The organism is Ktedonobacter robiniae (assembly GCF_016587375.1).
GTDB classification, from domain to species: domain Bacteria; phylum Chloroflexota; class Ktedonobacteria; order Ktedonobacterales; family Ktedonobacteraceae; genus Ktedonobacter; species Ktedonobacter robiniae.
The window spans coordinates 4364124-4389271 of sequence record NZ_BNJG01000001.1; the positions used below are offsets into that span (position 1 = coordinate 4364124).

Annotated in this window: 20 protein-coding genes; 12 read left to right on the forward strand and 8 right to left on the reverse strand. The window is 54.4% G+C overall.

Features of this window, described 5'->3' with window-relative positions; genetic code table 11:
* Positions 1 to 8 precede the first annotated feature (8 nt).
* From JMJ04_RS18155 to JMJ04_RS18165, 3 genes are all read right to left on the reverse strand, one after another.
* Positions 9 to 2057: an arginine--tRNA ligase gene (locus tag JMJ04_RS18155; RefSeq protein ID WP_201371853.1), complete on the reverse strand. Its 2049-nt coding sequence runs from the start codon at positions 2055 to 2057 to the stop codon at positions 9 to 11.
* A 398-nt stretch (positions 2058 to 2455) separates the two neighbouring features.
* Positions 2456 to 4399, reverse strand: a complete 1944-nt coding sequence (acs, locus tag JMJ04_RS18160) for an acetate--CoA ligase (protein WP_201371854.1) — start codon at positions 4397 to 4399, stop codon at positions 2456 to 2458.
* A 365-nt stretch (positions 4400 to 4764) separates the two neighbouring features.
* A complete protein-coding gene (locus JMJ04_RS18165) occupies positions 4765 to 5949 on the reverse strand; it encodes an acetyl-CoA C-acetyltransferase (RefSeq protein WP_201371855.1) in 1185 nt (394 codons plus the stop codon).
* A gap of 169 nt (positions 5950 to 6118) precedes the next feature.
* Here JMJ04_RS18165 and JMJ04_RS18170 point away from each other — a divergent pair, with 169 nt between their 5' ends.
* The 9 genes from JMJ04_RS18170 (at position 6119) to JMJ04_RS18210 (ending at position 16035) form a co-directional block, all read left to right on the forward strand.
* Positions 6119 to 6718 carry a DUF3267 domain-containing protein gene (locus tag JMJ04_RS18170; protein WP_201371856.1) on the forward strand — a complete coding sequence of 200 codons (600 nt, stop codon included), beginning with the start codon at positions 6119 to 6121 and terminating at the stop codon, positions 6716 to 6718.
* A 116-nt stretch (positions 6719 to 6834) separates the two neighbouring features.
* Entirely contained in the window at positions 6835 to 7455 is a 621-nt protein-coding gene (locus tag JMJ04_RS18175) for a Chromate resistance protein ChrB (RefSeq protein WP_201371857.1), read from the forward strand.
* Between the two features lie 127 nt (positions 7456 to 7582).
* Positions 7583 to 7735, forward strand: a complete 153-nt coding sequence (locus tag JMJ04_RS18180; protein ID WP_201371858.1) for a hypothetical protein — start codon at positions 7583 to 7585, stop codon at positions 7733 to 7735.
* Positions 7736 to 7938: 203 nt separating this feature from the next.
* A complete protein-coding gene (locus tag JMJ04_RS18185) occupies positions 7939 to 8823 on the forward strand; it encodes a hypothetical protein (RefSeq protein WP_201371859.1) in 885 nt (294 codons plus the stop codon).
* 3 nt (positions 8824 to 8826) lie between these two features.
* The gene (locus JMJ04_RS18190) at positions 8827 to 9390 is read left to right on the forward strand and encodes a cob(I)yrinic acid a,c-diamide adenosyltransferase (protein ID WP_007905259.1); all 564 of its coding nucleotides are present in this window, start codon (positions 8827 to 8829) and stop codon (positions 9388 to 9390) included.
* Between the two features lie 51 nt (positions 9391 to 9441).
* On the forward strand, positions 9442 to 12648 hold the full coding sequence (locus JMJ04_RS18195; protein WP_201371860.1) for a DEAD/DEAH box helicase: 3207 nt from the start codon (positions 9442 to 9444) through the stop codon (positions 12646 to 12648).
* A gap of 621 nt (positions 12649 to 13269) precedes the next feature.
* Positions 13270 to 14331, forward strand: a complete 1062-nt coding sequence (locus JMJ04_RS18200) for a PAS domain-containing protein (protein ID WP_201371861.1) — start codon at positions 13270 to 13272, stop codon at positions 14329 to 14331.
* Entirely contained in the window at positions 14274 to 15659 is a 1386-nt protein-coding gene (locus tag JMJ04_RS18205; RefSeq protein ID WP_201371862.1) for an ATP-binding protein, read from the forward strand. Before JMJ04_RS18200 ends, JMJ04_RS18205 begins: the two co-directional genes overlap by 58 nt.
* Before the next feature lie 10 nt (positions 15660 to 15669).
* Positions 15670 to 16035, forward strand: a complete 366-nt coding sequence (locus tag JMJ04_RS18210) for a response regulator (RefSeq protein ID WP_201371863.1) — start codon at positions 15670 to 15672, stop codon at positions 16033 to 16035.
* Positions 16036 to 16346: 311 nt separating this feature from the next.
* On the opposite strand, the gene JMJ04_RS18215 is transcribed toward JMJ04_RS18210, so the two are convergent.
* From JMJ04_RS18215 to JMJ04_RS18230, 4 genes are all read right to left on the reverse strand, one after another.
* Positions 16347 to 17102, reverse strand: a complete 756-nt coding sequence (locus JMJ04_RS18215) for a DUF3995 domain-containing protein (RefSeq protein ID WP_201371864.1) — start codon at positions 17100 to 17102, stop codon at positions 16347 to 16349.
* Between the two features lie 232 nt (positions 17103 to 17334).
* Positions 17335 to 17994 carry a response regulator gene (locus tag JMJ04_RS18220; RefSeq protein ID WP_307811696.1) on the reverse strand — a complete coding sequence of 220 codons (660 nt, stop codon included), beginning with the start codon at positions 17992 to 17994 and terminating at the stop codon, positions 17335 to 17337.
* Between the two features lie 32 nt (positions 17995 to 18026).
* On the reverse strand, positions 18027 to 19478 hold the full coding sequence (locus JMJ04_RS18225; protein WP_236038063.1) for a HAMP domain-containing sensor histidine kinase: 1452 nt from the start codon (positions 19476 to 19478) through the stop codon (positions 18027 to 18029).
* Positions 19479 to 19674: 196 nt separating this feature from the next.
* Positions 19675 to 20403, reverse strand: a complete 729-nt coding sequence (locus JMJ04_RS18230) for a hypothetical protein (RefSeq protein ID WP_201371865.1) — start codon at positions 20401 to 20403, stop codon at positions 19675 to 19677.
* Positions 20404 to 20914: 511 nt separating this feature from the next.
* On the opposite strand from JMJ04_RS18230, the gene JMJ04_RS18235 reads away from it, so the two are divergent.
* The 3 genes from JMJ04_RS18235 to JMJ04_RS18245 all read left to right on the forward strand — a co-directional run bounded on the left by JMJ04_RS18235 (position 20915) and on the right by JMJ04_RS18245 (position 24317).
* On the forward strand, positions 20915 to 21841 hold the full coding sequence (locus JMJ04_RS18235) for an SWIM zinc finger family protein (protein WP_201371866.1): 927 nt from the start codon (positions 20915 to 20917) through the stop codon (positions 21839 to 21841).
* 252 nt (positions 21842 to 22093) lie between these two features.
* Positions 22094 to 22759, forward strand: coding sequence for an RNA polymerase sigma factor (locus JMJ04_RS18240; RefSeq protein ID WP_201371867.1), 666 nt, complete (start codon positions 22094 to 22096; stop codon positions 22757 to 22759).
* Positions 22746 to 24317, forward strand: a complete 1572-nt coding sequence (locus JMJ04_RS18245; RefSeq protein WP_201371868.1) for a hypothetical protein — start codon at positions 22746 to 22748, stop codon at positions 24315 to 24317. Before JMJ04_RS18240 ends, JMJ04_RS18245 begins: the two co-directional genes overlap by 14 nt.
* A 23-nt stretch (positions 24318 to 24340) precedes the next feature.
* Here JMJ04_RS18245 and JMJ04_RS18250 read toward each other — a convergent pair whose 3' ends face one another.
* Positions 24341 to 25117 carry a PHP domain-containing protein gene (locus JMJ04_RS18250; RefSeq protein WP_201371869.1) on the reverse strand — a complete coding sequence of 259 codons (777 nt, stop codon included), beginning with the start codon at positions 25115 to 25117 and terminating at the stop codon, positions 24341 to 24343.
* Positions 25118 to 25148 lie beyond the last annotated feature (31 nt).

The following is a 25148-nucleotide window of genomic DNA, read 5'->3' on the forward strand; positions in this document are numbered from 1 at the left end:
AGTGGTGTCTAGATGCGCTCCAGGGGTTCAAAGCCTAGAATGCGCAGGACATTATTCATTGTTTGAACCGTGGCTTGAACGAGCAGGGCGCGGAAGGCCTTCATCTGTTCGTTCTCTTCTTTCACGATTGGAGGCGTATGTTCGTAGAAATCGCTGATATGAGCTGCCAAGTCGTAGGCATATGTGGCTAGTGCCGAAGCCGACATCTGCTCAGCTGCCTCCGCCAGGCGGCGTGGGTAGGCATCAATGTGCCGCAACAGTTCCCACTCGCTCTGCTCAAGCTGTTCTGGTAGACCATTCAGCCTGGTAGGAATAGTATAGCCAGAGGCCTGCAAACGGCGCAAGATGCTGTTTGAGCGCGCATAGGAGTACTGGAGGTAGACGCCGGTATCGCCATTGGGGCGGAGCACCTCGTCTATATCCAGGGCGATGATCTGTTGCAGGTTGAAGCGAATCATGAAGTAGCGAATCGCCGACGCTGCCAGCACAGATGCCGTCTTCTCATCGATCTCGGGGCGTTCATCCTGGCGGCGAACCTCGCGCATGCGCTGTTCCGCTGTGGTGATCAGGTCATCGGCCTTGATCTCGATGCCTTTGCGTCCCGACATGGCGTAGAAATCGCGGCCATCGGAGGTATCGATGCCCAGGCTGGCGGCGGTCGCGGCCGAAAGCGTGACGACCTCGTAGCCCAGGTGTTTTGAGTTCTCGGCTTGCTCGGTGTAACCTAAGCGGCGCAGGCTTTCGTATACAACCTGCTGCGGGTAGGACTGGCGCACATCGATGACGTTGACCACGCGCTGGGCATGGCCAAAGCGTTTGGGATCGCCCTCCTGCTCAGGTTTGAAGGCATCCTTAGGCGTGCGCATGGTCCAGAGTTGGCGCCCATCATGCTGGGTACCCCAGGGCACGAAGTGGAACTGAACGTTGAACTCGGGATCGTCGGTAATGCCAAACTTCCAGAGCTGGTTGGCGATATCCTTGGCGGTGTAGGTCGCGGTCCCATCGCTACGCACCAGGATCTTATCGCTCATGCGCTCACCATCGCTCTCGCCGTCCCCAAAGGGGAGAATCCAGCAGCCAGCGGCGGGGCCAGCCTCAGGCTTTTCGAGCAAGTTATGCTTGCGCAAGAAGTCGAAGGTATGCTGCCAGAGTCCGGCCTGCAAAATCGCTGACTCCCAGGTCAGGAGATCATAGGAGATGTTGAGGCGTCCCATGGTCTTAAGATGGGCTTGCACGATCTGGTGTGAGAGATCAGCGGCCATCGCAGGATAATCGGGGCCAGCCTCTGGTTCATCGCCATGTTCAATGGAGTGTAGCACCTGGCGGCGTAACTGAATCGCGGCGATACCCTGCTCCGACTCCTTCTGCTCATAGAGCCTGTTCACGGCCACATAGATGCGTGAGCAATAGTAGTCAAACGACTCGTCGGGAAGCTGCTCATTGCCTTCGGCCAGTTGTAACTCGCCCTTTTGCAGGAGCAGCATGCCAACTACCACATCCGCGACCTGGACGCCCGAGTCGTCGATATAGTTCTCAGCCTCGACATGGTAGCCCTGTGAGCGGAGCATACGCACGACGGTATCGCCCAGGCAGGAGTTACGCAGGTGGCCGACGTGCGCGGCCTTATTGGTGTTGATCGCGGTATGTTCAACGATGATGCGTTGATTAAGCCCGACCTGGCTCTGACCAAAGTCGGGACCCTCTTCGAGCACACGCTCGATAATGCTGCGGCCCACACCCGCGCGGTTTAAGCGGAAATTCACAAAGCCGGGCTTGGTCGCGTTGACATTCTCAAGCTCAGGAACGTGCAGCCCATTGATATAAGTCGCCAGTGCCTCCGCGATTTGCAGAGGGGGGCGACCGAGCTTATTCTTGACCCAGGGCATGACGGGAATAGAGTAGTCGCCAAAGCTGGATTGGGCTGAGAAGCGCAGGTCGATAGGAAGCTGTTCGGCGTCGTAAGCGATTCCCTCACGTTCAATGTATGCAGCCGCCGCACGCTTAATTAGCGTGGTCAAATAGGCATGAAGATCTTGTTTTTGCTGTACTTCGGGCATATGGCTCTGCCTCACTCACCTGGCGGGCGACATGCGAGCCTCCTGGATAGATGGAAAAGGCTCTGTCGCCGCGCTTTCCTTTCGTGTTTTCACCCTTAACAGGGAGGCGTTTTTACAGAGGAACGTGCCAAACCTCGCGAACCCCCTCCAACCATCCCAGAAAAGAAGATGCGTGTGGGGGCCTAAAAGGAATATCTTCTCTTCTTAGCATATAGACTGAGTTGTGTTCTACTATAACCTAGCTTTGATGTACGGTCAAGATTAGAAGGGGAAATAGCAGGGGTTTTCGAGCCTAGACAGCATGAGAGACGACATTAAAAATAAGTTGATAGTGAGGTGCCCTATGCAGCCTTAGGCTGCATAGGGCACCTCACTATCAACTTATTTTTAATAAATCATTATGCGTCGAGGGTGCTGGTATCACCGACCGGCTCGCCGAGCTCGCGGGCGCGAATGACGCGGCGCATAATCTTACCCGAGCGGGTTTTGGGCAGGCTCGGCACAAATTCGAGCTCGTCAGGTACGGCCAGGGGACCAACGTTGGTGCGCACATGGAGCTTCAGTGTCTTCTCCATCTCGTCGGAGGCCTCATGGCCATCCTTGAGGATGACAAAGACCTTAACGTGCTCACCCTTGACCTCGTCTGGCTTGCCAATAGCGGCAGCCTCGGCTACCGCGGGATGGCTGACCAGGCTGGACTCGATCTCCATAGAGCCCAGGCGGTGTCCGCTGACCTTGATGACGTCATCAACGCGGCCCTGGACGCGGAAGTAACCATCCTGGTCTTTTGTCGCGGCATCGCCAGCGAAGTAGACATCGGGAATGGTATCCCAGTAGGTCTGGTAGCGTGCGGGATCGCGATAGATAGTACGCATCTGCGAGGGCCAGGGATGGCGCACGATCAGGAAGCCGCCTTTGTTCTCTCCGACCGCCTTGCCGTTTTTGTCCACGATATCGGCCTCGATGGTGGGGAATGGACGCGAAGCGCTACCGGGCTTGAGCGGTAGGATGACGGTTGGACTGATCAGGATCGCGCCGGTCTCGGTCTGCCACCATGTATCCATGATGGGGAGTTCGTCGCGACCAATATTGCGACGGTACCACATCCAGGCCTCGGGATTGATGGGTTCACCCACGGAGCCGAGAACGCGCAGACTGGAGAGATCATGCTTCGCGGGCCACTCTTCGCCAAAGCGCATCAGACCACGGATACCGGTGGGCGAGGAGTAGAAGATGCTGACCTTGAACTTCTCGATGATGCTCCACCAGCGATCGGGGGCGGGATAGGAGGGAGTGCCCTCGAAGAGGACGCTGGTCGCGCCATTCATCAAGGGGCCATACACGATATAGCTATGTCCCGTGACCCAGCCGATGTCGGCCGAGCACCAGTAGACATCCTCGGGCTTCATATCGAAGACAAACTTCGTTGTGGTGTAGGTGCCCACGGCATAGCCAGCCTGGACATGCACAACGCCCTTGGGTTTGCCAGTGCTGCCGCTGGTATAGAGGATATAGAGCAGGTCTTCGCTATCCATGGGCTCGCAAGGCACAACTGTGTCTTCGGGAATCTCTTTAAAGAGCTCATCAAGGTAGAAGTCGCGCCCCTCCTGCATGTTGATCTCGCTGTCCAGGCGACGTACAACAAGCACCTTCTCCACGGTTGGCGTCTCTTCCAGGGCCTCGTCAGTGATCTTCTTGAGCTGGATATGTTTGCCGCCGCGATAATTGCCGTCCGCCGTAATCACGACCTTGGCTCCCGCGTCATTGATACGCTCACGCAGGGCGTTGGCGGCAAAGCCACCGAAGATGACGGTATGGACCGCGCCCAGGCGCGCGACCGCCAGAAGGGCGGCAACTTGTTCGGGGATAGCAGGCATGTAGATAGCGACGCGATCGCCTTTCTGGATGCCCAGGTTTTGCAGGGCTTTGGCCATGCGATTGGTCAGGACATAGAGCTGCTCGTAGGTCAGCGTGCGGTTGGAGCCATCGTCACCCTCCCAGTAGAAGGCAACCTTGTGGCGCGTCTCGCTCTCCAGGTGGCGATCCAGGCAGTTGTAGACGATATTGAATTTGCTGCCGGTGAACCACTTGAAGAAGGGCTTCTCCGTCCATTCAAAGGTCTTCGTCCATGGCTCGAACCAGTGCAGTTCTTTAGCCATGTCTTCCCAGAACTCGAAACGGTTCTCCAGTGACCACTGATAGAAAGATTCGTAGTCATTGAAGCCCTTGGAGCGCATATAAGCGGTAATGTTGGCGTTTTCTACGACATCGCTGGGTGGGGGAAATAGGCGATCCTCAGTTAAAATAGTGTCTGTATCCTCGAAGTTGAGGTTATTACCCATTGCGATTCCTCCTGGTTAGTTCCTATCGGAAACCTGAGCGCGCTTGTCCCCGAATGGGGGAAGCGCTAGTCGCGAGAGCGACGTTGGTTTCCGCATAAGAAGTTAGTAAGATACTTCGTTGTCTTTCAATAGATACCTTTGAATGCAACGTGAGGCACGTGTGATGAAAGGCGCTGAAGTCCACTGTTCACCATTGAAAAGCGGTCCTTATCGCATCCCTAGTAGTAGCCCATTATAGCATAAACCATGTGCCTGCGATTGGCGAAACTTCTCGCGCCTGTGGCGCTTACTGAGGTAAGAGGTGTAGCGCTCTGGAGCTTGCCGCAGGCAAGCTCCAGAGCGCTACACCTCTTACCCTGAATTTGTTAGCCAACGTTCTCGAAGACGGCTGCGATGCCTTGCCCGCCACCGATGCAGAGGGAGGCCGCGCCATATTTTAAGTGGTTGCGACGAAGCTCATTGAGCAGCGCGAGGGTGATGCGTACGCCGCTGGCGGCCAGGGGATGGCCGATAGAGATGCCGCCGCCATTAACGTTGGTCTTGTCGCGATTCAGGCCTAGCTCTTTCTCCACGGCCAGGTACTGCGAAGCAAAGGCCTCATTAACTTCCACGCGGTCCAGTTGGTCGAGGCCGAGATCGGCGCGCTTGAGCGCCTGGCGGATGGCATTAGCGGGACCGATGCCCATGATCTCAGGGGATACGCCGACAACGCCCCAGGAGATCATGCGTGCCAAGGGCTTGAGGTTATGCTTTTTGACGGCGTCCTCGGTGGCCAGGATCACGCAGGCGCCGGCATCGTTGATGCCGCTAGCGTTGCCGGGAGTGACGACGCCGCCCTTGCGGAAGCGTGCTGGGAGTTTGGCAAGGGCTTCAAGCGAGGTATCACGAATGCCCTCATCCTGGGCAAAGGTGATTGCGTTGCCCTTGCGATCCTTAAGCGTGACGGGGACGATCTCTTCGGCCAGGTAGCCTGCCTGCTGGGCCTTGCGTGCCGCGACCTGGCTGCGCAGGGCATAGGCATCTACCTCTTCGCGTGAGAGCTGATACTTCTCGGCCAGGTTCTCGGCTGTGATCGCCATGCCGCAGCCAATATAGCTGTCAACCAGGGCTTCCCACAGGCTATCTTCGAGTTGGGGCGCGGCGCCTAGCTTGAAGCCGTTGCGGGCGCCACGGATGACGTGGGGGGCCTGGGTCATATTCTCGCCACCGCCCGCCAGCGCGATCTCTCCCTCGCCCAGGCGCAGCATTTGGGCGGCATTGACGATGGCTTGCAGGCCAGAGCCACAGAGGCGATTTACGGTGAGCGCCGGGGTCTCTATAGGCAGTCCTGCTTTCAGTGCCACATGCCGCGCGAAGTAGATCGCGTCTTTGCTCGTTTGAATGACATTCCCCATCACCACCTGGTCCACCTGCTGGGGATTGACACCACTACGCTGGAGTGCCTCCCTGGCTGCGATGACACCCAGGTCGATAGCTGACACATCGGAGAGCGAACCCTGGAGGACACCCACAGGGGTTCTCGCGCCCGCGATGACATAAATATCTTGCATGTATCACCTCTCTGTGTTTACAAAGCACCATGCTTATCTTTCCTCAGTCTAGCACCTGAGACGAATTCTATGCAAGAATGGACTTCTCGGGAAGGGTAATAAAATATAAAAATTGTGTATACTTACATATGAAGCGTGCCTAGCATCTAGGTATACAAGGAGGGATACGATGAAGGCTGTGACAAGTCTACCACAGGGATATACCCCGTGTGGCGAGGTGAATTTCGCGAAAGATAAAAAGCGCGCCTGGATCCTCAATGGTGTTGGTTTGCTGCTCTTTATCTTGTTTGCCTTGGCTTTTGCCTATATTGCTTTCTTGTTTCATCGGGAGAGCCTGGGCCGGAGTGCATCGGTGACGATTGGTGGCTGGCAGTTGTTGGAGGGCATTCTGGCGATGGCATTTACCGTGTTTGGTTGTATGCTTGTGCATGAGTTAATACATGGAATCTTCTTCTGGGTGTTTACGCGAGCCTGGCCACACTTTGGCTTTAAGTGGATCTATGCCTATGCCTCGGCGCCAGAATGGTACATTCCGCGTACGCCGTTTCTCATTATCAGGCTGGCACCTTTTCTCCTCATCACGCTCATTGGTGTTGCTGTACTGCCATTTGCCTCACTGGGTCTCAGCCTGTTTCTCTGGCTTCTATTGACACTAAATGCGGCGGGCTCTGTCGGCGACTTCTATGTGATTATACGTTTGCTCTTTGCGCCCTCTCCCCTGCTGGTGCATGATTATGGAGATGGCATGACCTGGTATCGTGGTATCTAAGCACCTCTAGTGCTCTACGCTTGACTTTATTCACCTATTTCGAGTACCATTGCTATAAGCTATTATGCGTAACATGTGTTACGTGTGCCACTCAATGAATGAGGTGTAGCGAGAAAATGCCCGAGCATGATGCGATGCGCTGGTTACAATTGACGTACAAAGTACCAAGCGAGCCGTCCCAGAAGCGCGTTTGGGTATGGCGACGCTTGCAAAACCTGGGTGCATATGCCTTGCAGAACTCGGTATATCTCTTGCCGCATTCGGAAGAGGTGGAGAAGCATTTTACGCAGCTTGCCCACGACATTCAAGAATTGGGGGGCGAGGCCAGTCTCTTCTCCGTGTTCGCGCTGGATGAAGCCGACGAGCGACGCATCTTGCAGGCCCTCTTAGATGCACGTAACAGTGAATATTCTGCTGTGGTACAAACCTGTAGTCAGTTTTTCTCACATGTGGCGTCTGCGCTACAGGAGTCACAAGAAGAAACTCCCCCTTCACACGAGACCCTGAGCGATCTCCTGGAGAAGGTTCACTCCCTCTTTCGCTCTGCTCGGAGGCATGATCTGCTAGGAAATATGACTGCCACCAGGCGCGCCATGGCCGCCGAAGCCTTGATGCTTTGCGAACAACTCTTCCGCGTCTCCCTTGAGCGCGATCATGTCAAAGCTCGGCGTGTGCTGGAGCGCTATCAGGATACGATCTCTCCCTTGCCAGATCCAACTCTGACAAAATTGCCATAATGCATTGCTTTTCCGCCGTCGTTTGGGTACAATTGCTGTAATGTTACAACCGATTACGAGCCTCAATCGTATCATTTGTACAGAGGTTACTTATCACCCTGAATAGATGTTCACTAAGGGGAAAAAGATGCAAAAACAAATACCATCGCGCAAAGCTGGCGCTAAAGCGGTTGCTCTTGATCGCAGCAAAGAACTCAAACGTTACTATACCTATGTGCTTATTGCGACTCTTCTATGCGCGGCATTCGCCCTTAGTCTCTACGCGATCTTTGGTCTTTAAACCGTTTTAAGACTGGTTGCATACAATGCTGGCACTCTGACTGCAAAGAGGGGTGCCTTTTTCTATGTCCAAAAGTGGGAAGTGTTGTTGGGTGTGTAGACGCTTCTGTGTGCAAGACATCCACCTATGAGATACAATAGGCTATGCATGTATGCACATCTTCTCTAATTAAGTGGAAATGCCTTTAGTCTGGCGAGGAAGCGATGCGTTTACCCAATTCCAGGCCCGGCAACTCAATCAAGGCACGCCCCTCACGTGAGGCTGTACCTCGACGGTTGATTGTAACTGCTGGGGTGGCGGCCTTTGCGGTCTGTGATTGGTCGCTATGGGTCCTCTTGCGTGATGGCCCGTGGGGACCTCCTATGCGCCTGGTGCTGGGGAATGAACTGGTTTCTGATGCCGTAGAGCGAACCATGGAGGCAGTGTTACTCTGGCCGCAGGATGCTTCGTTAGTACAATTGAAGGCGGATTGGCAGGAGCAGAAGGTGCAGGTGTGGGGAAGCGATGAGCAGGGGGCTGGTATTACGCTGATACATAGTATTTTGCTGCGCGCCAATCGGGATCAGCTACGCCCAAATCTACACCAGCAGCCAGTTCCGAGCCTGCATGTGAGTTGGGTGCCTGTGGTGGAGATTGAGACGGGAGAGCGCGAACTAGATCCAGAGGTGCGCCCGGGTTTGCTCAGTGCCCTCTATACATTGCGATCCTATGTGCAACGCGAGCCAGAGGTGATCCTGCGTTACCTGGCTGATATGGATAAAATGAGTATAGGGGTATCGCCAGAGGAGTGGTGGCAACAGGAGGGGCGCAAAGTAACTGGCGGTCGCGAGACACTACAACTCAACGTCATTCGCGAGCCGGTGAGTGGGGATGGAATGCTTACCCTTGCCGAGGCCGCTCTGCTCTATCGCGCCTTCTTCCCACCCGACGAACCTATTGACCTCTCAAACCTGCGGCGTCGCTTCCTGGCCACTAACCGCTTGCTCCCTGGGGAGGAAGAGCGTCCCGTGCGTGGACGAGAGATGGATTGGCGGCGGGTAAGCCGGGCGTACCGTTATCTTGCGCAAGAAGTTGAAAGAGAGGGATAAGATATGGCGAAAGTAACCACCGGGACAGGCGATGCCGGGTATACCGGCTTATTGGGGGAGCAACGTGTGCCGAAATATGATCCACGTCCTGATACCTTTGGGACCGTCGATGAGGCAACGTCAGCTCTTGGCCTGGCCCGCGCCGTCGCGCAAGATCCACATGTGAAAGCCATTATTTTTCAGGTGCAACAGGAACTGTATCTCCTGATGGGAGAACTGGCGACGCCTCCGGAGAACTATGAGACTATGGGGCTGCGGATGACAATTGAGCATGTCCAGCGTCTCGAACAGGTTGAAGAGGAGTTGAAGCGCGAGGTCGAGATCCCCAACAAATTTATTATCCCAGGGGATACGGTGGATGGGGCCGCGCTGGACCTGGCGCGCACGATTATTCGCCGCGCCGAGCGCATGGCGGTCAAACTCCTGCACGATAATGTTATTCAGAATGGCGAGGTGGTGCGCTATCTCAATCGCCTGTCAGATATGATCTTTATCCTGGCGCGCTATATTGAGGTGAAGTCCTCGCTCGCGCAGAAACCTAAAGAGATGAATGATCCCATCGCATAGCCTCCTGTGAGGTTAATGAGAACATAAGTTGAAGCTGGAGAGGGGCTAGACGTGTCTGTTTTACATGCGACGTGGCAAACGGTCGAAGAAGGGAAACTCTTCCTCTGGGGAGAGCGCTCGCAACTCCGGTCAGAGGTGGAGGCGACAACCTCTGATGCTGCACCTCTCCATCCATTTTGCTCATCGGCACAGGAACTGCGTGCCCAATTTGAGATGATTTTATCGCAACGGGGAAGCCTGGAAGCCTCAGATGATGTAATGACTGTGCGTTTGCCTTCGACGAGCAAATACCCTCTTCCTTCGCCCAGGCTTGTGCTAGAAACACCTATTACAAGTAAAAGCAAGCCGCAGTTACTCGACTGGTTGGTAGAGGCGCTCTCTCTTGATGACACCCATGCCTGTGATATGTTGCTTGCCCTGCCCGAGCAGCCTCCCGCCTCTGGCGAGTATCACAGCTATGGCAGCGATTTACGCTTCTGGATGAAAGCGGCCCAACTGGCCCTGGAGTTGGTACAACGCCAGAGCTTTTTGCCCTCCCTAAAGGTTCCCGAACCTGCCAGGGTGTCGAGCCGGGGCGGTAGTAAGCAAGCTGTGAAGATGAAAGCCGCAGCCTCCTGGTCGCTGGCGCTCATGCCAGAGGATCAGGAGCGCGTGGCGCGCCTGGCACGCGCTATGCCGCCTGCCTGCCGCGCCTTTCGCGTGACTGGTACGATGCAGCCAGTAGAGATTGATCCGCAGGAGCTTTTACTCAACTTCTTACAGCGCAGCGTCGACGCGCTGGTACGAACCTCAATGGAAAAGATGGAGGAGCAGGGACGCCTCCCACGAGGAATGTCTCTCTCGGCCCAGTGGGTACAGGCACTTGCCTCGTCACATGGAGGCGAACTGGCCGCCTCCGAAGAAGACTTGCAGGCTTTTACTGAAGCTGTCGTAACCTGGTTGCGGCCCGTTGTGACCCGCGCCGAGTTTCGTCCCTTTCGTACCTGTTTCCGCCTGGAGCAGCCAGGGGGAGAGCGCACAGACGACCAGGAGACGCAGGAAGGGGAGTCAGACCAGGCGACAGACTCCTGGAAGCTGAGCTTTCATTTACAGGCCAACGATGATCCCAGCCTCTTAGTCTCTGCCGAGCAGGTCTGGCAGGCGCGCGCTGGCTCCTCTACCTTTCTCAACCGCGCCTTTCAGCATCCTCAAGAAGCTTTGCTGACGGATCTGGGGGTTGCCATTCGCCTCTTCCCGCCTTTGGAGCGAGGGCTGCGTTCCGCTCGCCCCACTGAGGTAGCGTTAAGCACGGAAGAAGCCTACCATTTTCTCAGTGATGCGGCCCCTCTCCTGAAACAGAGCGGCTTCGGGGTGCTGGTGCCATCCTGGTGGGGAAGCCGTGGCGCTCGCCTGGCAGCTAAACTGCATGTGAAGGGCAAAGAGTCAACCGCAAAAGAGAGTAGTGGCTTCCTGACGCTGGATAGCTTGTTGCAATATAACTGGCAGATGTCATTAGGGGGAGAGATACTCAGCGAGCAAGAGTTTCTCGAACTAGTAAGCTTAAAGCAGCCTCTGGTCAAGGTGCGGGGTCAATGGATCGAGCTACGGCCAGAGGAGCTCGAGGCGGCGAGTGAATTCTTCGCGAAGAAGCTTATGCGTAAAGAGGAGCTGAGCCTGCGCGACCTGTTGCGCTTAGAGGCCGGGGCCGAAGAGCAGCAGTCCTTTGGCGTATCGCATGTTGAGGTTGAGGTTGAGGGTTGGTTGGATGACACGCTCAAACGCCTACAGGGGAAGGAACAGTTGGAGGTGGTGGAGATTCCCACCACATTCCAGGGACAACTGCGTCCCTACCAGGTTCGTGGTGTCTCGTGGATGGCCTTCCTCAAGCGCCTGAGCCTGGGTGCTTGCCTAGCGGATGACATGGGCCTGGGAAAAACCGCTTCGCTAATTGGTCTCTTGCTCTACGAGCGGGCGCATCTGCCCCAGGGCGCGCGGGCCTTGCCGACGCTGGTCATCTGTCCTATGTCTATTGTGGGCAACTGGCAGCGTGAGGTCCAGCGCTTTGCTCCTTCGCTCTCCGTGCATGTCCATCATGGAGCTGAGCGGCTCTCTGGCGAGGAATTTGTGCAGGAAGTGCGTCAACATGATGTCGTGTTAACAACCTACGCCCTGGCGTTACGCGACCAGGAATTACTCAACCAGGTAGCGTGGGAGAATACTGTCCTTGACGAGGCGCAGAATATCAAGAACGACGAGGCGAAGCAGACGCAGGCCATCAAGAAGCTGAAGTCGCGCTATCGGCTGGCCTTGACGGGCACGCCCGTAGAAAATCGCCTCTCTGAACTGCGCTCCATCGTTGAATTTCTCAATCCTGGCTACCTTGGCTCGGCGCAGGACTTTCGCCAGCGCTTTGTCCTGCCGATTGAGCGCTATCACGACACGGAGCGCTCGCAAGTGCTCAAGCAACTTGTACAGCCCTTTATCTTGCGCAGGGTCAAGACCGATAAAAGTATTATCCAGGACCTGCCAGAGAAAATGGAGATGAAGGTGCTTTGTAACCTGACGCAGGAGCAAGCCTCGCTCTACGACGCGGTCGTCAAGGAGATGCTAGAGAAAATCGACGATGCCAAAGGCATTGAGCGCAAGGGCATGATCCTTTCGGCCCTGTTACGTTTGAAGCAGGTCTGCAATCATCCCGCGCATTTTATGGGGGACGAGAGTGCTCTGGGCAAGCGTTCGGGCAAAGTATTGCGCCTGGAAGAGATGCTGGATGAGGTGCTGGCGGAAGGCGATAAGGCCCTGATCTTTACGCAATTCGCCGAGATGGGCCAACTATTGCGCCGGCACTTGCAAGAGCAACTGGGGCGTGAAGTCCTCTTCCTTCATGGCGGTACGCCGAAGAAGGTGCGTGATCAACTAGTAACGCGTTTCCAGGATGAGCGCGACGACGCCCCGCTCTTTCTCTTGTCTTTGAAGGCGGGTGGCGTTGGACTGAACCTGACGGCTGCCAATCACGTCTTCCACTTCGACCGCTGGTGGAATCCCGCGGTGGAGAACCAGGCGACGGACCGCGCGTTTCGTATCGGACAGCAGCGCAATGTCCAGGTACACAAGTTTGTCTGTGTGGGGACGCTGGAGGAGCGTATTGACGCCATGATTGAGAGCAAGAAGGTGTTGGCGGAGAACATTATTGGCAGTGGTGAGAACTGGTTAACGGAGATGTCGACCTCGCAATTGCGTGAATTGTTTGTGCTGGGCCGCGAGGCCGTAGGAGAGTAAGAACTCTTTTCAAAAAACTCAAATGCATTAAATTCAATCTGTGTTCTAAAAAATAGAGTGGGGTTTTCCTTTTCGCTAATAATATCTATCCTGGGCCTACCTCTGAAACGAATAATCCGTTCCATTCGTGAAAGAAGTACGCCCCATCCCGGCGATCGCGATAGAAAGGACCACGAGTCAATGCAAGCACCCGATACCCCATCTTCCCAGGAGGACACAGGACCTGTTAAAACAATTCTCATTATCGAGGCGGTAAATAACCTGAAGGGTTAGCAGCTTACGTAGCACAGGGCCTGATAGGCCAGCAATTTTCTACTTGGTTTGCTTGATCTGTTGGACGTTCCCAATGCGGCTCGTCAGATGCACACTTTTGATGCTCGTCCCAGCTGCGCCCTTCACCTTTTCCTTCTCCCTTTGGAGAGCATCACATTGTCCTGAGCAGCTAGTAGATCTCGTTCTTTGGTCAGATCATTTCCTGTGCTATACTGGGTACTATATGTGATGCAAACATATCCTCGGACGCCCATCTTGCCTCATCATTCCAAAGATCGTCCGTCTTCCATACACCATCTACTACTCGCCAGAGACCGTAGGAGTAGCTAGCTCAGGAGAGCCATACTTATGCATTTGCATCAACCCCTGGAAGAACTGGGTATCTACGAGGCCATCATTGCTTCTTCCGATGATGCCATTGTTAGTAAAACACTTGAAGGTATCATTACCAGCTGGAACCCAGCAGCTATATCACTCTTTGGCTACACGGCCCAAGAAGCGATTGGACAATCGGTTCTGCTCATCATTCCCGAGGAATTGCACGCTGAAGAAAAGGAAATCCTTAAGACATTGCGTCAGGGCAAGCGCATTGAGCATTTTGAAACCGTTCGGCAGCGCAAAGATGGCACCAGGGTCGAAGTTTCCTTGAGTATTTCCCCCGTCAAAGATCGGAACGGTACCATTATTGGGGCGACAAAAATTGCCCGTGATATTAGCGAACGCCGCCAGGCAGAACGCGCTCGCCTCCATCTTGCTGCTCTGGTCGAATCAGCAGATACGCCCATCATTGGGAAAACGAGTGAGGGCATCATCACCAGTTGGAATCGAGCGGCGCAGCATCTCTATGGCTACAGCGCTCAGGAGGTGGTGGGCCAACCAATCACCCTTATTTTCCCGGTTGATCGTCAGGATGAATTTATTACGATCATGGAGCGTATTCGCCAGGGAGAACGGGTTGAGCTCTATGAAACGGTCAGGCAATGCAAAGATGGCACGCGTGTGTCGGTCTCCGTCGTTGTCTCTCCTATTTATGACCATGGGGGTCTGCTCATCGGAGCCTCTGACATTGCCCATGACATCACTGAACGCAAGCGCGTTGAGGCCCAGGAGCAGATACTTGCCCAGCTCAGTCAGGTATTGGCCTCCACTCTTGACTACCAGGAAACGCTGACTGCGGTGGCACACCTGGCGGTCCCGCGCCTGGCAGATTGGTGTATCATTGAGCTGGTGAATGCGGCGGGACACCTGGAACTGGCCGAGTTCGCGTCTATCGATCCCGAGCAGGTGCGCTGGGTGCGCACCCTACGCGAGCGCTTCCCCGTCGATCCTGATGCGCCACGAGGGGAGCTCAGGTGCTGCGCAGCGGACACGCAGAACTCTACCCCGAGATCACCGATGAGCTGCTGGTAGAGGCGAGGAGGAACGAGGAGGAGTTGGCGCTGGCACGGCAGATTGGTCCTACCTCCGCGATGCTGGTTCCCCTGGTCGCACGAGGGAAGGTCACGGGGGTGTTCTCTTTGATAACCACCACATCGGGTAGACACTACAACGCGTTTGATCTCACTCTGGCGGAAGAAGTGGGACGGCGCATCGGTTTAGCCCTGGAGAATGCACGGCTCTATCGAGAAGTCCAACAGAGTCGCGACCAATTCGACATTATTCTGCAGGGCGTAGCGGATGGCATTATTGTCTACATACCTGATAATCGCGTCCTCTATGCCAACGAGGTCGCGGCCCAGATGAGCGGGGCGGCCTCGGTCCACGAGCTGCTGGACCAGCCAGACGAGATCCTGCTCACTACCTCCCCACTCATTGATGAGCAAGGACATACATTATCTCCCGAGGAACTTCCTCACCGCCGAGTTCTGGCCGGAGCCCAAGAAGCGCAGGCCACACTCAGTGTTCAAGGAACTGAACGTTGGGTGCAGATCATCTCCCGTCCAGTACGCACACAGAGTGGTGCTGTGACCATGGTCATTTCCATTTGGCATGATATTACCGAGCGAATGCGGGTTGAGCATCGCAAAGACGAGTTTATCAGTATGACAAGCCATGAACTTAAAACGCCGGTCACCAGCTTGAAAGGATTTACCCACGTCCTGCAGCGCCGCCTGACGAAACAGGGAGACGAGCAAGGCCTCTCCTACCTGGCACGCATGGATGCCCAGCTCGATAAGCTTACCAGGCTTATCAGTGACTTGCTCGATATCTCGAGGATGCAGGCTGGCAAACTTGCATTGCGCATCGAAGCTTTTGATCTGGATGCGCTGCTCAACGAGATCGTGGACAATGTGCAGGCGACCACCACGAGCCATCAGCTACGTATCGAGGGACGCACAGGAGCACAGGTGAAGGGTGATCCAGATCGTCTGGGGCAAGTGTTCATCAATCTACTGACCAACGCCATCAAGTATTCTCCAGCGGCTGAGCACATCATCATCCATCGTTTCCACGAGGGGAAGCAGGTCATCGTAAGCGTCCAGGATTTTGGCATTGGTATTGACCAGAGCCATCATGATCGCATCTTTGAGCGCTTCTATCAGGTAGGCCCTGAAGAGAAAACGTACCCAGGGCTGGGTATTGGCCTCTACCTGGCTCGGGAGATCGTCTCGCGCCATCAGGGTCGCATATGGGTAGAGAGCCGCAAAGGGGCTGGGAGCGCATTTTTTGTCGCGTTGCCACAGATGGAGCCAAAAGAGCATACGTGGCCAGCAGACCCAACAAAGAGAGAAGGGTAGGAAGAGAACGATGCCGCATACAACACAACGTATTCTCATCGTGGATGATGACCCGGATATTCTCGAGTTCCTCCACATCATCCTGGAAGAGGAGGGCTATGAGGTGGTGATGGCAGACAGAGGGGATTCCCTCATGCAACTGCACAATGGCGAACTTCCCCACCTTATTGTCCTGGATGTCTTGCTTTCAGGCAAAGATGGGCGCGATATTGTGCGATGGCTGAAGAGTCAACAGGAGACTCGAAAGATTCCTGTCCTAATGTTCTCAGCGCATCCTAGTGCTGAGCAAACAGTACGACAAGCGGGAGCGGATGATTTTCTGGCCAAGCCCTTCAACATTGAGACATTCCTGGCAAAAGTCGCTCACCTCCTGTGATAGGTTTTCCCCGTCAGCAATCCAAGAGAGCAGGGATGGTCAGCAGCGAAGAGTGACAGGCGGAATCTTGCTTTTAGCAGCACAGCTCTACAAGCACGTTCACACATTCGGTAGTTGTAAATTCACGAGCCAAAGGGGGCTTGAATGGTGAGCAAAACTCCTCTCCTTTGGTCCAGTTTTTCTCGATCGAAGAAGGTGCGTGATCAACTGGTAACGCGTTTCCAGGATGAGCGCAACGGCGCCCGCTCTTTCTCTTGTCTTTGAAGGCGGGCGGCGTTGGACTGAACCTGACGGCGGCCAATCACGTCTTCCTACAAACCATCGTTTGTCTTACTTTCACCCGGATTATCTCTTCCTTCGCGTCTCTGAACCACTATGCTAGCTGGCTCGCCGTCTCGTGTCTGGGCATCGCGCCCGCTACAGTTCGCCAGCCAGGCCACCATTATGAATAGAATGCCCTCGATCGTCCAATTTAATCCGCCAGCAGCAATATATGTCCAGAAGTGGCCTGCATGGATATTGAGAAAAGCAACAATAAAGTAGCTAAGCCCGTAGAGGATCATCCCAATACCGAAGATCCAGGTTGCAAAGATCACCAACCAGCTTGGAATATTCTGGTTGCGAGGTCGCATAAAAGCAATGGGAATACTGAGAACGCTGACAGCAAGGCTGAATATTATCAACATACTATCGTGCCTGATCACACCGGTCAGCACAAAGAAGAACAGACTTACATATGCGTATACAAGGGTAAGAATCTGCATTCGGCTCTGGCTGATACGCTTTCCTCTCCATATCAGGGCGAGAGGGAACAGAGCCAGGGCAGCAAACACCATAACATCTACGGCCCAACTGATGATATATGACGCGGGATTTTCGGCAAATTGGCGTTGGAGTTCCTGTGTCGACCCAGAAGCCAGAAGCCAGGTGCCTCCAAAGGCCCAGTAGGCGTGTTCTAAGGCAAACAGCAGTGCCCAGGCACACGCGGCGTAGCCTGTCCACACGATCCGCCGCGATAGCAAAGAAGAATGATTTGATAACGACATGTTGTCATGTCTGGTTTCCATAATGCACCCTTTCATCTCTGCACACTATCAACAGAGGGGGTAAATTGAAATCTCATGCCATCCTGGTAAGCCCTTTTCCAAAAAACACTGTCCGTATGAGCAGAAGAATGCCGGAGAGCCGGACCAGGATCACATATGTTTGTTCTAGAGAGAGCATACAGCAGGAGTGGTATTTTGTGATGCATCAGATGGCCTGTTTAGAGCAAGACATTTGGCGTAGTGCTCGTCACAGTCAATCGCGATGGATGAGTCCTTGTTGCCAGGCAAAGACAGCGGCCTGCGTGCGATCCATCAGATGGAGCTTCGAGAGAATATTACTCAGGTGCCCTTTGACAGTCTTCTCGCTGATGATGAGGCGCGCGGCAATCTCAGTATTGGAGCGACCGCCAGCGATCAGACGCAGAACTTCAAGCTCGCGCTCGCTCAGTTCGACAAATGGATTGGGAGCCTCGCTTCTGGTGCCACGCAGTTCGCGCACCACGCGCGCGGCCACACGGGGATGCAGCACAGATTCACCGCGTACTGCCTTGCGCGCGACCTCCACTAGCTCGTCGGGAGGGATACTTTTGAGGATATAGGAGAGCGCGCCGGCTCGCAGCGCTGGGAAGATATGCTCATCGTCGTGGAAAGAGGTGAGCACGATGATCTGAGAATGCGGACTTACCTGTTTGAGGCGGCGCGTAGCTTCCACACCATCCATGCCAGGCATCATCAGGTCCATCAGGATAACATCGGGGACCAGCTCTGCAGCCAAACGCACCACGTCCTCTCCCGATTCGGCTTCACCGACTACGTTGCAGTCAGGCTGAATAGCGAAAAACGCGCGGATGCCTTCGCGTACAATGGCGTGGTCATCGGCGATAAGGATAGTAATCAGTTCTGTTTCCGGCATGTTGTCTTTCTCCTGAAAAGAGTCCTCTGCTCTTAGGAAGCATCTTTCTCTGTTTGTGGACACCAGACGATAATAGTTGTGCCCTGGCCTTTGCTACTCTGGATGTCGAGATGCCCACCAAGGGCCTGGACCCGCTCGCGTATGGAGGAGAGGCCAACGCCTTGTTGTTCTCTGTTGTGTACGTCAAAACCGCAGCCATTATCATTGATCGCGAGTGTCACAACCGTAGCGCAGGTCAGATGGAGCTTCACAAGCGATGCCTGGCTATGGCGTGCGATGTTTGCCAGTCCTTCCTGTGCGATTCGAAAGAAGGCGTTCTCAACCTCCAGCGACGTTGCTATGTCTCCGTCCACCTTTAGTTCAACAGGGATGCCCGTCTGTTCCTGCCAGGAATGTGTATATTCCTGTAGGGCTTGCGCCAGGCTTCTGTCCTCCAGATCAACCGGGCGCAATTCGCGAATGAGCGTCATCAGTTCGCGCTGGGTCTGGCGGACCAAAACTTCTGCTTTGAGCAAATGTGCCTGCGCAGCCTGTTCATCATGTCTCATTAGAGCCTTTGTGGTGCTTACATGCAAAGAAACCGCGAAAATCTGTTGCTTGACACTATCGTGCAGGTCGCGAGCCAGGCGATTGCGCTCTTCTACAGTTGCCAGGTCCTGACGCATCCTGAGCAACTGCTGCAATTGCTGAGCCATATGATTGAGGCGGTGTGCCAACTGTCCCACTTCGTCGCGAGAGGGATCGCTGACAAAAGTGGAGAAATCGCCCAGGCTCCAGCCTTCGACAGCTGCCGCGATTTGCTGAAGTCGGCGGACCAAGCCGCGGGCCGTGACGGCACCGAACGCCAGGCCAACCACTCCCGCGCCAAGAAAGAAGATGGCGGCACTCACCCCGAAGAACAGGAGGAATGTAAGCACGTTCTCCCAGGAAAAGCGTACATAGTGCCCACTGACGACCAATATACCCTGAGTGGTTGTTCCTTCCAGCAGCGGAGCGACAATATACTCCCTACCCTGCTCAAAAGAGGTGCGGAGCAACGCGCTCTGAGGAGAGGATGGAGACGCATGGGAGGAGAGCAATCCTCGGGCGTCTTGCTGAACGCTGGCTGGTAACGCAGACCGCAGATCATATCCAGGAACAGGGGCGTGATCCCCGGCGGCTACAATCACGCGTCCTTGTGTGTCAACGGCAGCTATATAGCCCTGAAAGGCAGGATTACTTTCCTGGAGCAGTTCCCAAGCCGCTTGCAATTGCTGTTGGTAGGCAACTCTCGTCGCGGGAAAAGTTGGACCCGCGATGCGTGCGAGGAGCTGTGCGTGGTGTTCAAGAGTCTCTCTGTCTTGTGAGAGAGTCACCCCAACGCCTATCAGGGTGACGAGCAGTTCAAGCAAACACAAGACGATGACACAAGTTATCAAATATGAGATCGTTAATTTCCATTGCAAGCGATGGAACCGCTTCAGCACAAAGGTTGGGAACTTCACTGTTATCTTCTCTCTCCAGGCAGGTCATTCAGATGGCTACGCTCGTCAGGATATGCATCTATGCTCATGGGAATGGATACGCTGCACTCCACACGAATAATGGTACCTCAGAACTACCGATCTGTCATGCGTCTGGCGTTCTGGCAAGAATATGAAACGGCATCTTCTTTTTTTCGGTCTCCCCACTCACCAGGCTTTAGCGCTCGTCGAGCGAGTGGCGTGCCAGCCAGGCGAGGGCACAGAATAGGACGCCTCCGAGCAGAAACCACGAACCCCAGATGAGGTTTTGATCGATAAACTGCTGTACTGTGAGCGGAGCTTGTGTAGCAGGAGCACCTATCATGAGGTATTCCTGTTGCCAGCTAATCATGCCTGACACAGCCAATCCCTGTAGGATCCCGCCGTAGAGTTCATGAACTATCATAATCACACCACCGAGCCAAGCAAGCAGAAGCAACAGCCAGCGCGGAATGAAGCGCCCCCAGGGCTGGATCAGCGATAGCGAGATCGCCGCCCCGAACGCACAGAGGGCACCGGGAGCTATGATCCACGCAAAGCCATTTATGGTAAAGCAGTAGACTACATAGGCCGTCATAGTCATTACTCCTACTGCGGTTGCACTGAGTTGCATACTGTGGAACATCCTCTCGCCTCGCATGCGAAACAACGCGATGAGCCCACCCAGAATGCACAGCATGCCAACAGTCACGACCCAGGCGAAGATGACTCCACTACCAGTAGCAGGGCCGTTCTCCAAATGTATATTGCCATTAGGGACGGTGAGTACTCCCGTAGTGGCGGCCTCGATCCCCCAATAGAAGTGAGCGAGGGAGAAGAGCAACGACCAGGCACATGCGGCGTACCCAAACCATGTAGCAGAGCGTCTCCGCTTGCTAATCTCCGAAGCGCCTGAAATAGTATTCACTATTGTATTCATCCTTTCTGAAAAAACATAAAGACAACATGCCGTCGTTACGTCGATAACACGCTTACGCGCTCGTCTGGTCTCATCTTTGCCAGGTAGTATGTCCAGCCCTCTTGTTCATCAGGCTGTTCTTCTGAGCACGTTGCCTCTACATTCGTTCACATGCCAAGCATACTCCAAGAGGGGAGTTTAGGGATGCGTCAAATGCCCTGTTGAGAGCAAGACATTTGATCTGCTATCATGAAGCGTTACTCTTGGAGAATCTGAACTTGTCCCTCTTTCATGGAGATATGGAATGCGTGTATACTTGCCATGAAAGAGGGACAAGATGAAAAAAGCCAAAAGAGCCTTTATGTCTAAGTACAAACGAGAAGTGTTCGTTAGTAGGGTGGGCGATGGCCTCAATGCAAGATGAAGCCCTGGTTGAGAACGCCTTGCGGTGTGCGGATGTTTTCACCGCAATCGAAGATGTGGAAACTTCTCAGAACATTTAGGAAGGTAGAGTAAGAAGATGCCCAGGCGCAGATCAACTTATGGCAGCAGGCCATACCGCTATGATGACGACGATGAAGGATACTCTGGCTACGGATGGCGCTCTACCACTCCTATACGCAGTGAGCAGGGCATTAAGGCGAGGAGCAAGCGTGGGCAGATCGGGACCCACTGGTGGTCAAAACGCTGGCTTGAGACGCTAGAGGCCCTGGGAATAGGGTCACGCCTGGCCCGTGGGCGTAGCTATGCCCGCTCGGGCCAGGTGCTCGCGCTCGAAGTAAAGGCGGGCTGTGTGACGGCAAGCGTGCAGGGAAGTTCTCCCCGCCCCTATAAAGTGGCGATTTATCTCTCTCCCCTCAGTGACCAGGATTGGGAGCATATTCTTGACATTATGGCGCAAGACGCCTTGCTGGCTGCGCGCCTGCTCTCAGGAGAGATGCCCCAGGAGATCGAGGCACTTTTTGTACGTGAGCGGATCTCGCTCTTCCCCGAAGTAAGCGATGATCTGAGCACGAGTTGTTCCTGTCCAGACCCGGCCAATCCCTGCAAGCATATCGCGGCGGTCTACTATTTACTGGCAGAGCGGTTTGATAGCGATCCCTTCATGTTATTTACCCTGCGCGGACGTAGCAAGGAAGCGGTTGGGGAGGCGTTACAGCAACGCCGCAGCCAGGTGGAAGAACTCTCTCAGGCTGAGGATTTTCTCCTGGCTACGCAAGCCACACCACTTCAGCTGCTAGAAGAACGCCTCGATACATTCTGGCAAGAGGGAGAGGAGCTTGAAGATTTCGCGCCCCGTCCAGCTCAATTGCCAGGTCCCAGCCCCATGTTGCGCGAGCTGGGAGATGCTCCTTATACCGTCGTGGGTGAGAATCTCACCGACTGGTTTGAACGCATCTATGTGAAGGCTGCCCAGTATGCGCGCGACCGATTGGAGAACGAATAAGCAGGAAAAGAGGAGGTGTGATTAGCAAGCGTCCGCTTGCTAATCACACCTCCTCTTTTCCTGTGGCAAGCTGAACTAATGAGCCCATTGGTGCGAAATTGTGAAGTAGCTCACTGTAAAAATGTGAAAAATCAGGAATAATAACTCACAGGGTGCTTGACCCTGGACTAAATGATGTGGGGAAGGGGCAATTTGATATTGGTCTCAATATATGAATAAGCGTCAATATAATTCTTGATTCGAAACAAACATATGGCAACTTGCATTGTAGAAGGTAGAGGCCTAGAGCACAGCACCATCGCTGATGCGCGAGGGACGATGAACGCGGTATTCAATGAGCCTCAACTTGTCGAGGAGGCGTGTCAGGGGTCTATTCCAGCCTTTGAGGCTCTGGTAATGTACTATGAGCCTAAGATTCGGCGGATGCTCTATGGCATGACTCACGATGAGCAATTAACCCAGGATCTCTGTCAGGAGACGTTTTTAGCGGTTTACCGTGCTTTACCACGTATGAGTGGGGCCGATTTACGCTTTGCTCCCTGGTTGTATCGCATTGCGCTCAATCAATTGCGGAGTGAATGGCGGCGTAAGAAGCATGTAACGGTAGTCTCGCTTGCTTCGTCTGTAGATTATGATGAAGAATCTGGTGAGGGGAATCTTGAAGATGCAGCTCTCATGGCTCCTCGTTTTGAGGACAATGTTGTGGAAATGGATATGGTCAGGCGCGTCCTGGCGCGTTTGCCATCCAATTCCGCGCTCTACCTGCTGCTTGATGCTGAGGGCTTCTCCTACAGTGAGATAGCGGATATGATGCAAGATACATTGGCAGCGGTGCGCAGTCGCCTTTCGCGTGCGCGCCATGCCTTCCAACGCCTGTATGATGGTCTCGATCAGGAAGGAAATCATGAAGGACGGTAGGCCCAGTGTTGTGGATGGGAGTCAGGTGCCTTGCCCCTGGAGTAAGGACTGCGAGCGCCTGGCAGATGTTTTGGATGGAGAATGGATCTCTGAATTTGAATTGGTACATGATGGCGATGTAGATGCGCAGCTTCTGCAGCATCTTCGTGCGCATCTTCCTCATTGTGCCTCCTGTCGCGAAACCCTTAAACAGGCCCGGCGTACGCGTGAGCTTGGGCGAGGCATGTTGCGCGAATATTTAGCGCGCGCAGAGCAAGAAGTTCCCTCAACGGTTGGCAATATTTTCCAGGCCGTGCGTGCCGAGTCACGACAGCAGGCGAAGGGCGCTCCCATAGCTCAGCCTCTTCATTTATTGCCAGCGAAGTCTGTGCAGCCGACTGTCCCTGATCTCCCCTTTCCTGCTCCTTCCAGGCGTCGATCTTTCAACAAGGCATTAGCCCTGGTTGCGGTTGCCGCCGTGATCATTCTTTCCTTTGGGCTCTTTAGCCGCCTGGCCTGGCTGCGTACGGGAACACTCCAGAGCACATCCAATACCTCATCCGCTACTCAAACCGTAGACAATGGTGTGGTATTGCCACCTGCTCCCGCACCCAACTTGAGTTTCTCCAGTGACTGGTCTTCGGCTGTCGCACTTGTAGCACAGAGTGGGACGCAGCAGATTGCGGTCTTCGACCCGCTCAGTGGCAAACAGCGTGTAATAACGAGCACAAGTTGCGATAACGCTCAGGCAGACGCAATCGCGCATAGCGGCAAGAATATGCTTTATCATTGCTACGATGGGCAATACACTGTCTATCACCTCTTGACGGGCCAGGCCTATCGGCTTGAAGGAGGGCGGCGCAGTAGTGGTGAATATAACGCGGTCTGGTCGACGGATGATCGCTACCTTTTTGCCATGACGCCTCACGCTCTGATGCGTATCGATGTTGCTCACAACAAAGTCGAGCACCTGCCTTACGGCATTAGTGCTACACGTTTGCTTTTCTATTATCAAGATAATCTGTACTTCTCTCTGATGCAGGGAGGGAGTACGCAACTCAAGCGCATTGACCTGGTGAGTGGCGCGCAACAGGTGGTAGTGCAATCCACTGCGGAGCGGCCACAATTCTGGCTCCGACCAGACGGTCAGGCTATTTACTACACGTCGGCCTCTGCTGGCCGGGTTGGCATATATGCCGTGGGAATTGATGGTGGAAGCAGCTATCTCTTCTCACAGGACCAGGGGCTGGTGGGATTCGACCAGGATAATGCTCCTATGACCATACGCAATATTCAGGGGCAATGGCAACTGGTCAAAATTGACGTTGTCACCCAGCAGGTGAAGGCGCGCATCCAGGATGTCGCTCCAGGGGCCAATGCTATTCCATTCGAAAATGTGCTTCTCTCCCCCTATGCGCATTATCTTCTCACCGGCGGCCAGTATGCCAGTAACGCACAGCGTTACTGGCTAAGTGATCTTACCACTGGTGGGGCTCAGGAAGTGTTCCCATGGTCGCAACAGGCCAATTCCTCCACAGTGTCTTCCACCTGGCTGGGCTGGAGTAAAATGCAGCCATGAGGTTGAGGTTGCATTTTGCCTCTTTAGAATGCCATCTCTTCTGGAGCGCGCTGGCGCCAGGTACGGATGGAGGTGATCCCAGCTTCGCGTAAGAGCGGCTCTATATAGTGATGGGCCTGCGTAACCTGCGTGGGATTGTGTGCGTCAGAGCCAACGCTGATGGCGGTATGATGTTTCGCGCAGGCCCGCGCCAGGCGGCGGACAAGATTGATGTAGGTAAATGTGTCATAGCCATTGATCTCAAGCGCGACATCATACTCTGCTGCGTCAGCGGCCAGCTGCTCCAGCTCTTCGTCCAGGTTAGCGGGCAGATAGGGATTGGTGGAGCGCATACGTACGGGATGGCTGACGACACTGAAATAGCCACTTCTGACAGCGGCACGCAGCAAGGTATAGTACCTGGACCAGAGGCGCTCTCCCTCGGCACGTTCGAGGTCTTGAAGGCTCTCAAAGAGGACTCCATCGACTTCATGGACTGAACCGATGAGAAAATCCCAGGGCAGGCCCTGAAGGGTGCTCTGGATAACCTCATTCTGTTCGGGTATAAAGTCGACCTCCAGGCCCAGGCGCACCTCGACATCCCTGTTTTTCCCGGCAGCCTGGACTTCCTCTACATAGTCTGCATAGGTGAGCATCCGCCCTTCCAGAGGCATATGCAGCAGATGGGGATGGGCTTCGCGCATCTGGAAGACGTGCTCTGAGAGCCCCAGAACGCGTATGTCTTTGTTTCTGGCAGCTTCAACCATTTGTTGAGCTGAGCTACGCACAATATGGTTATGAAAATCGCTGGCGATACTCATGCAAACCTGCTACCTTTCTCATACTCGAACA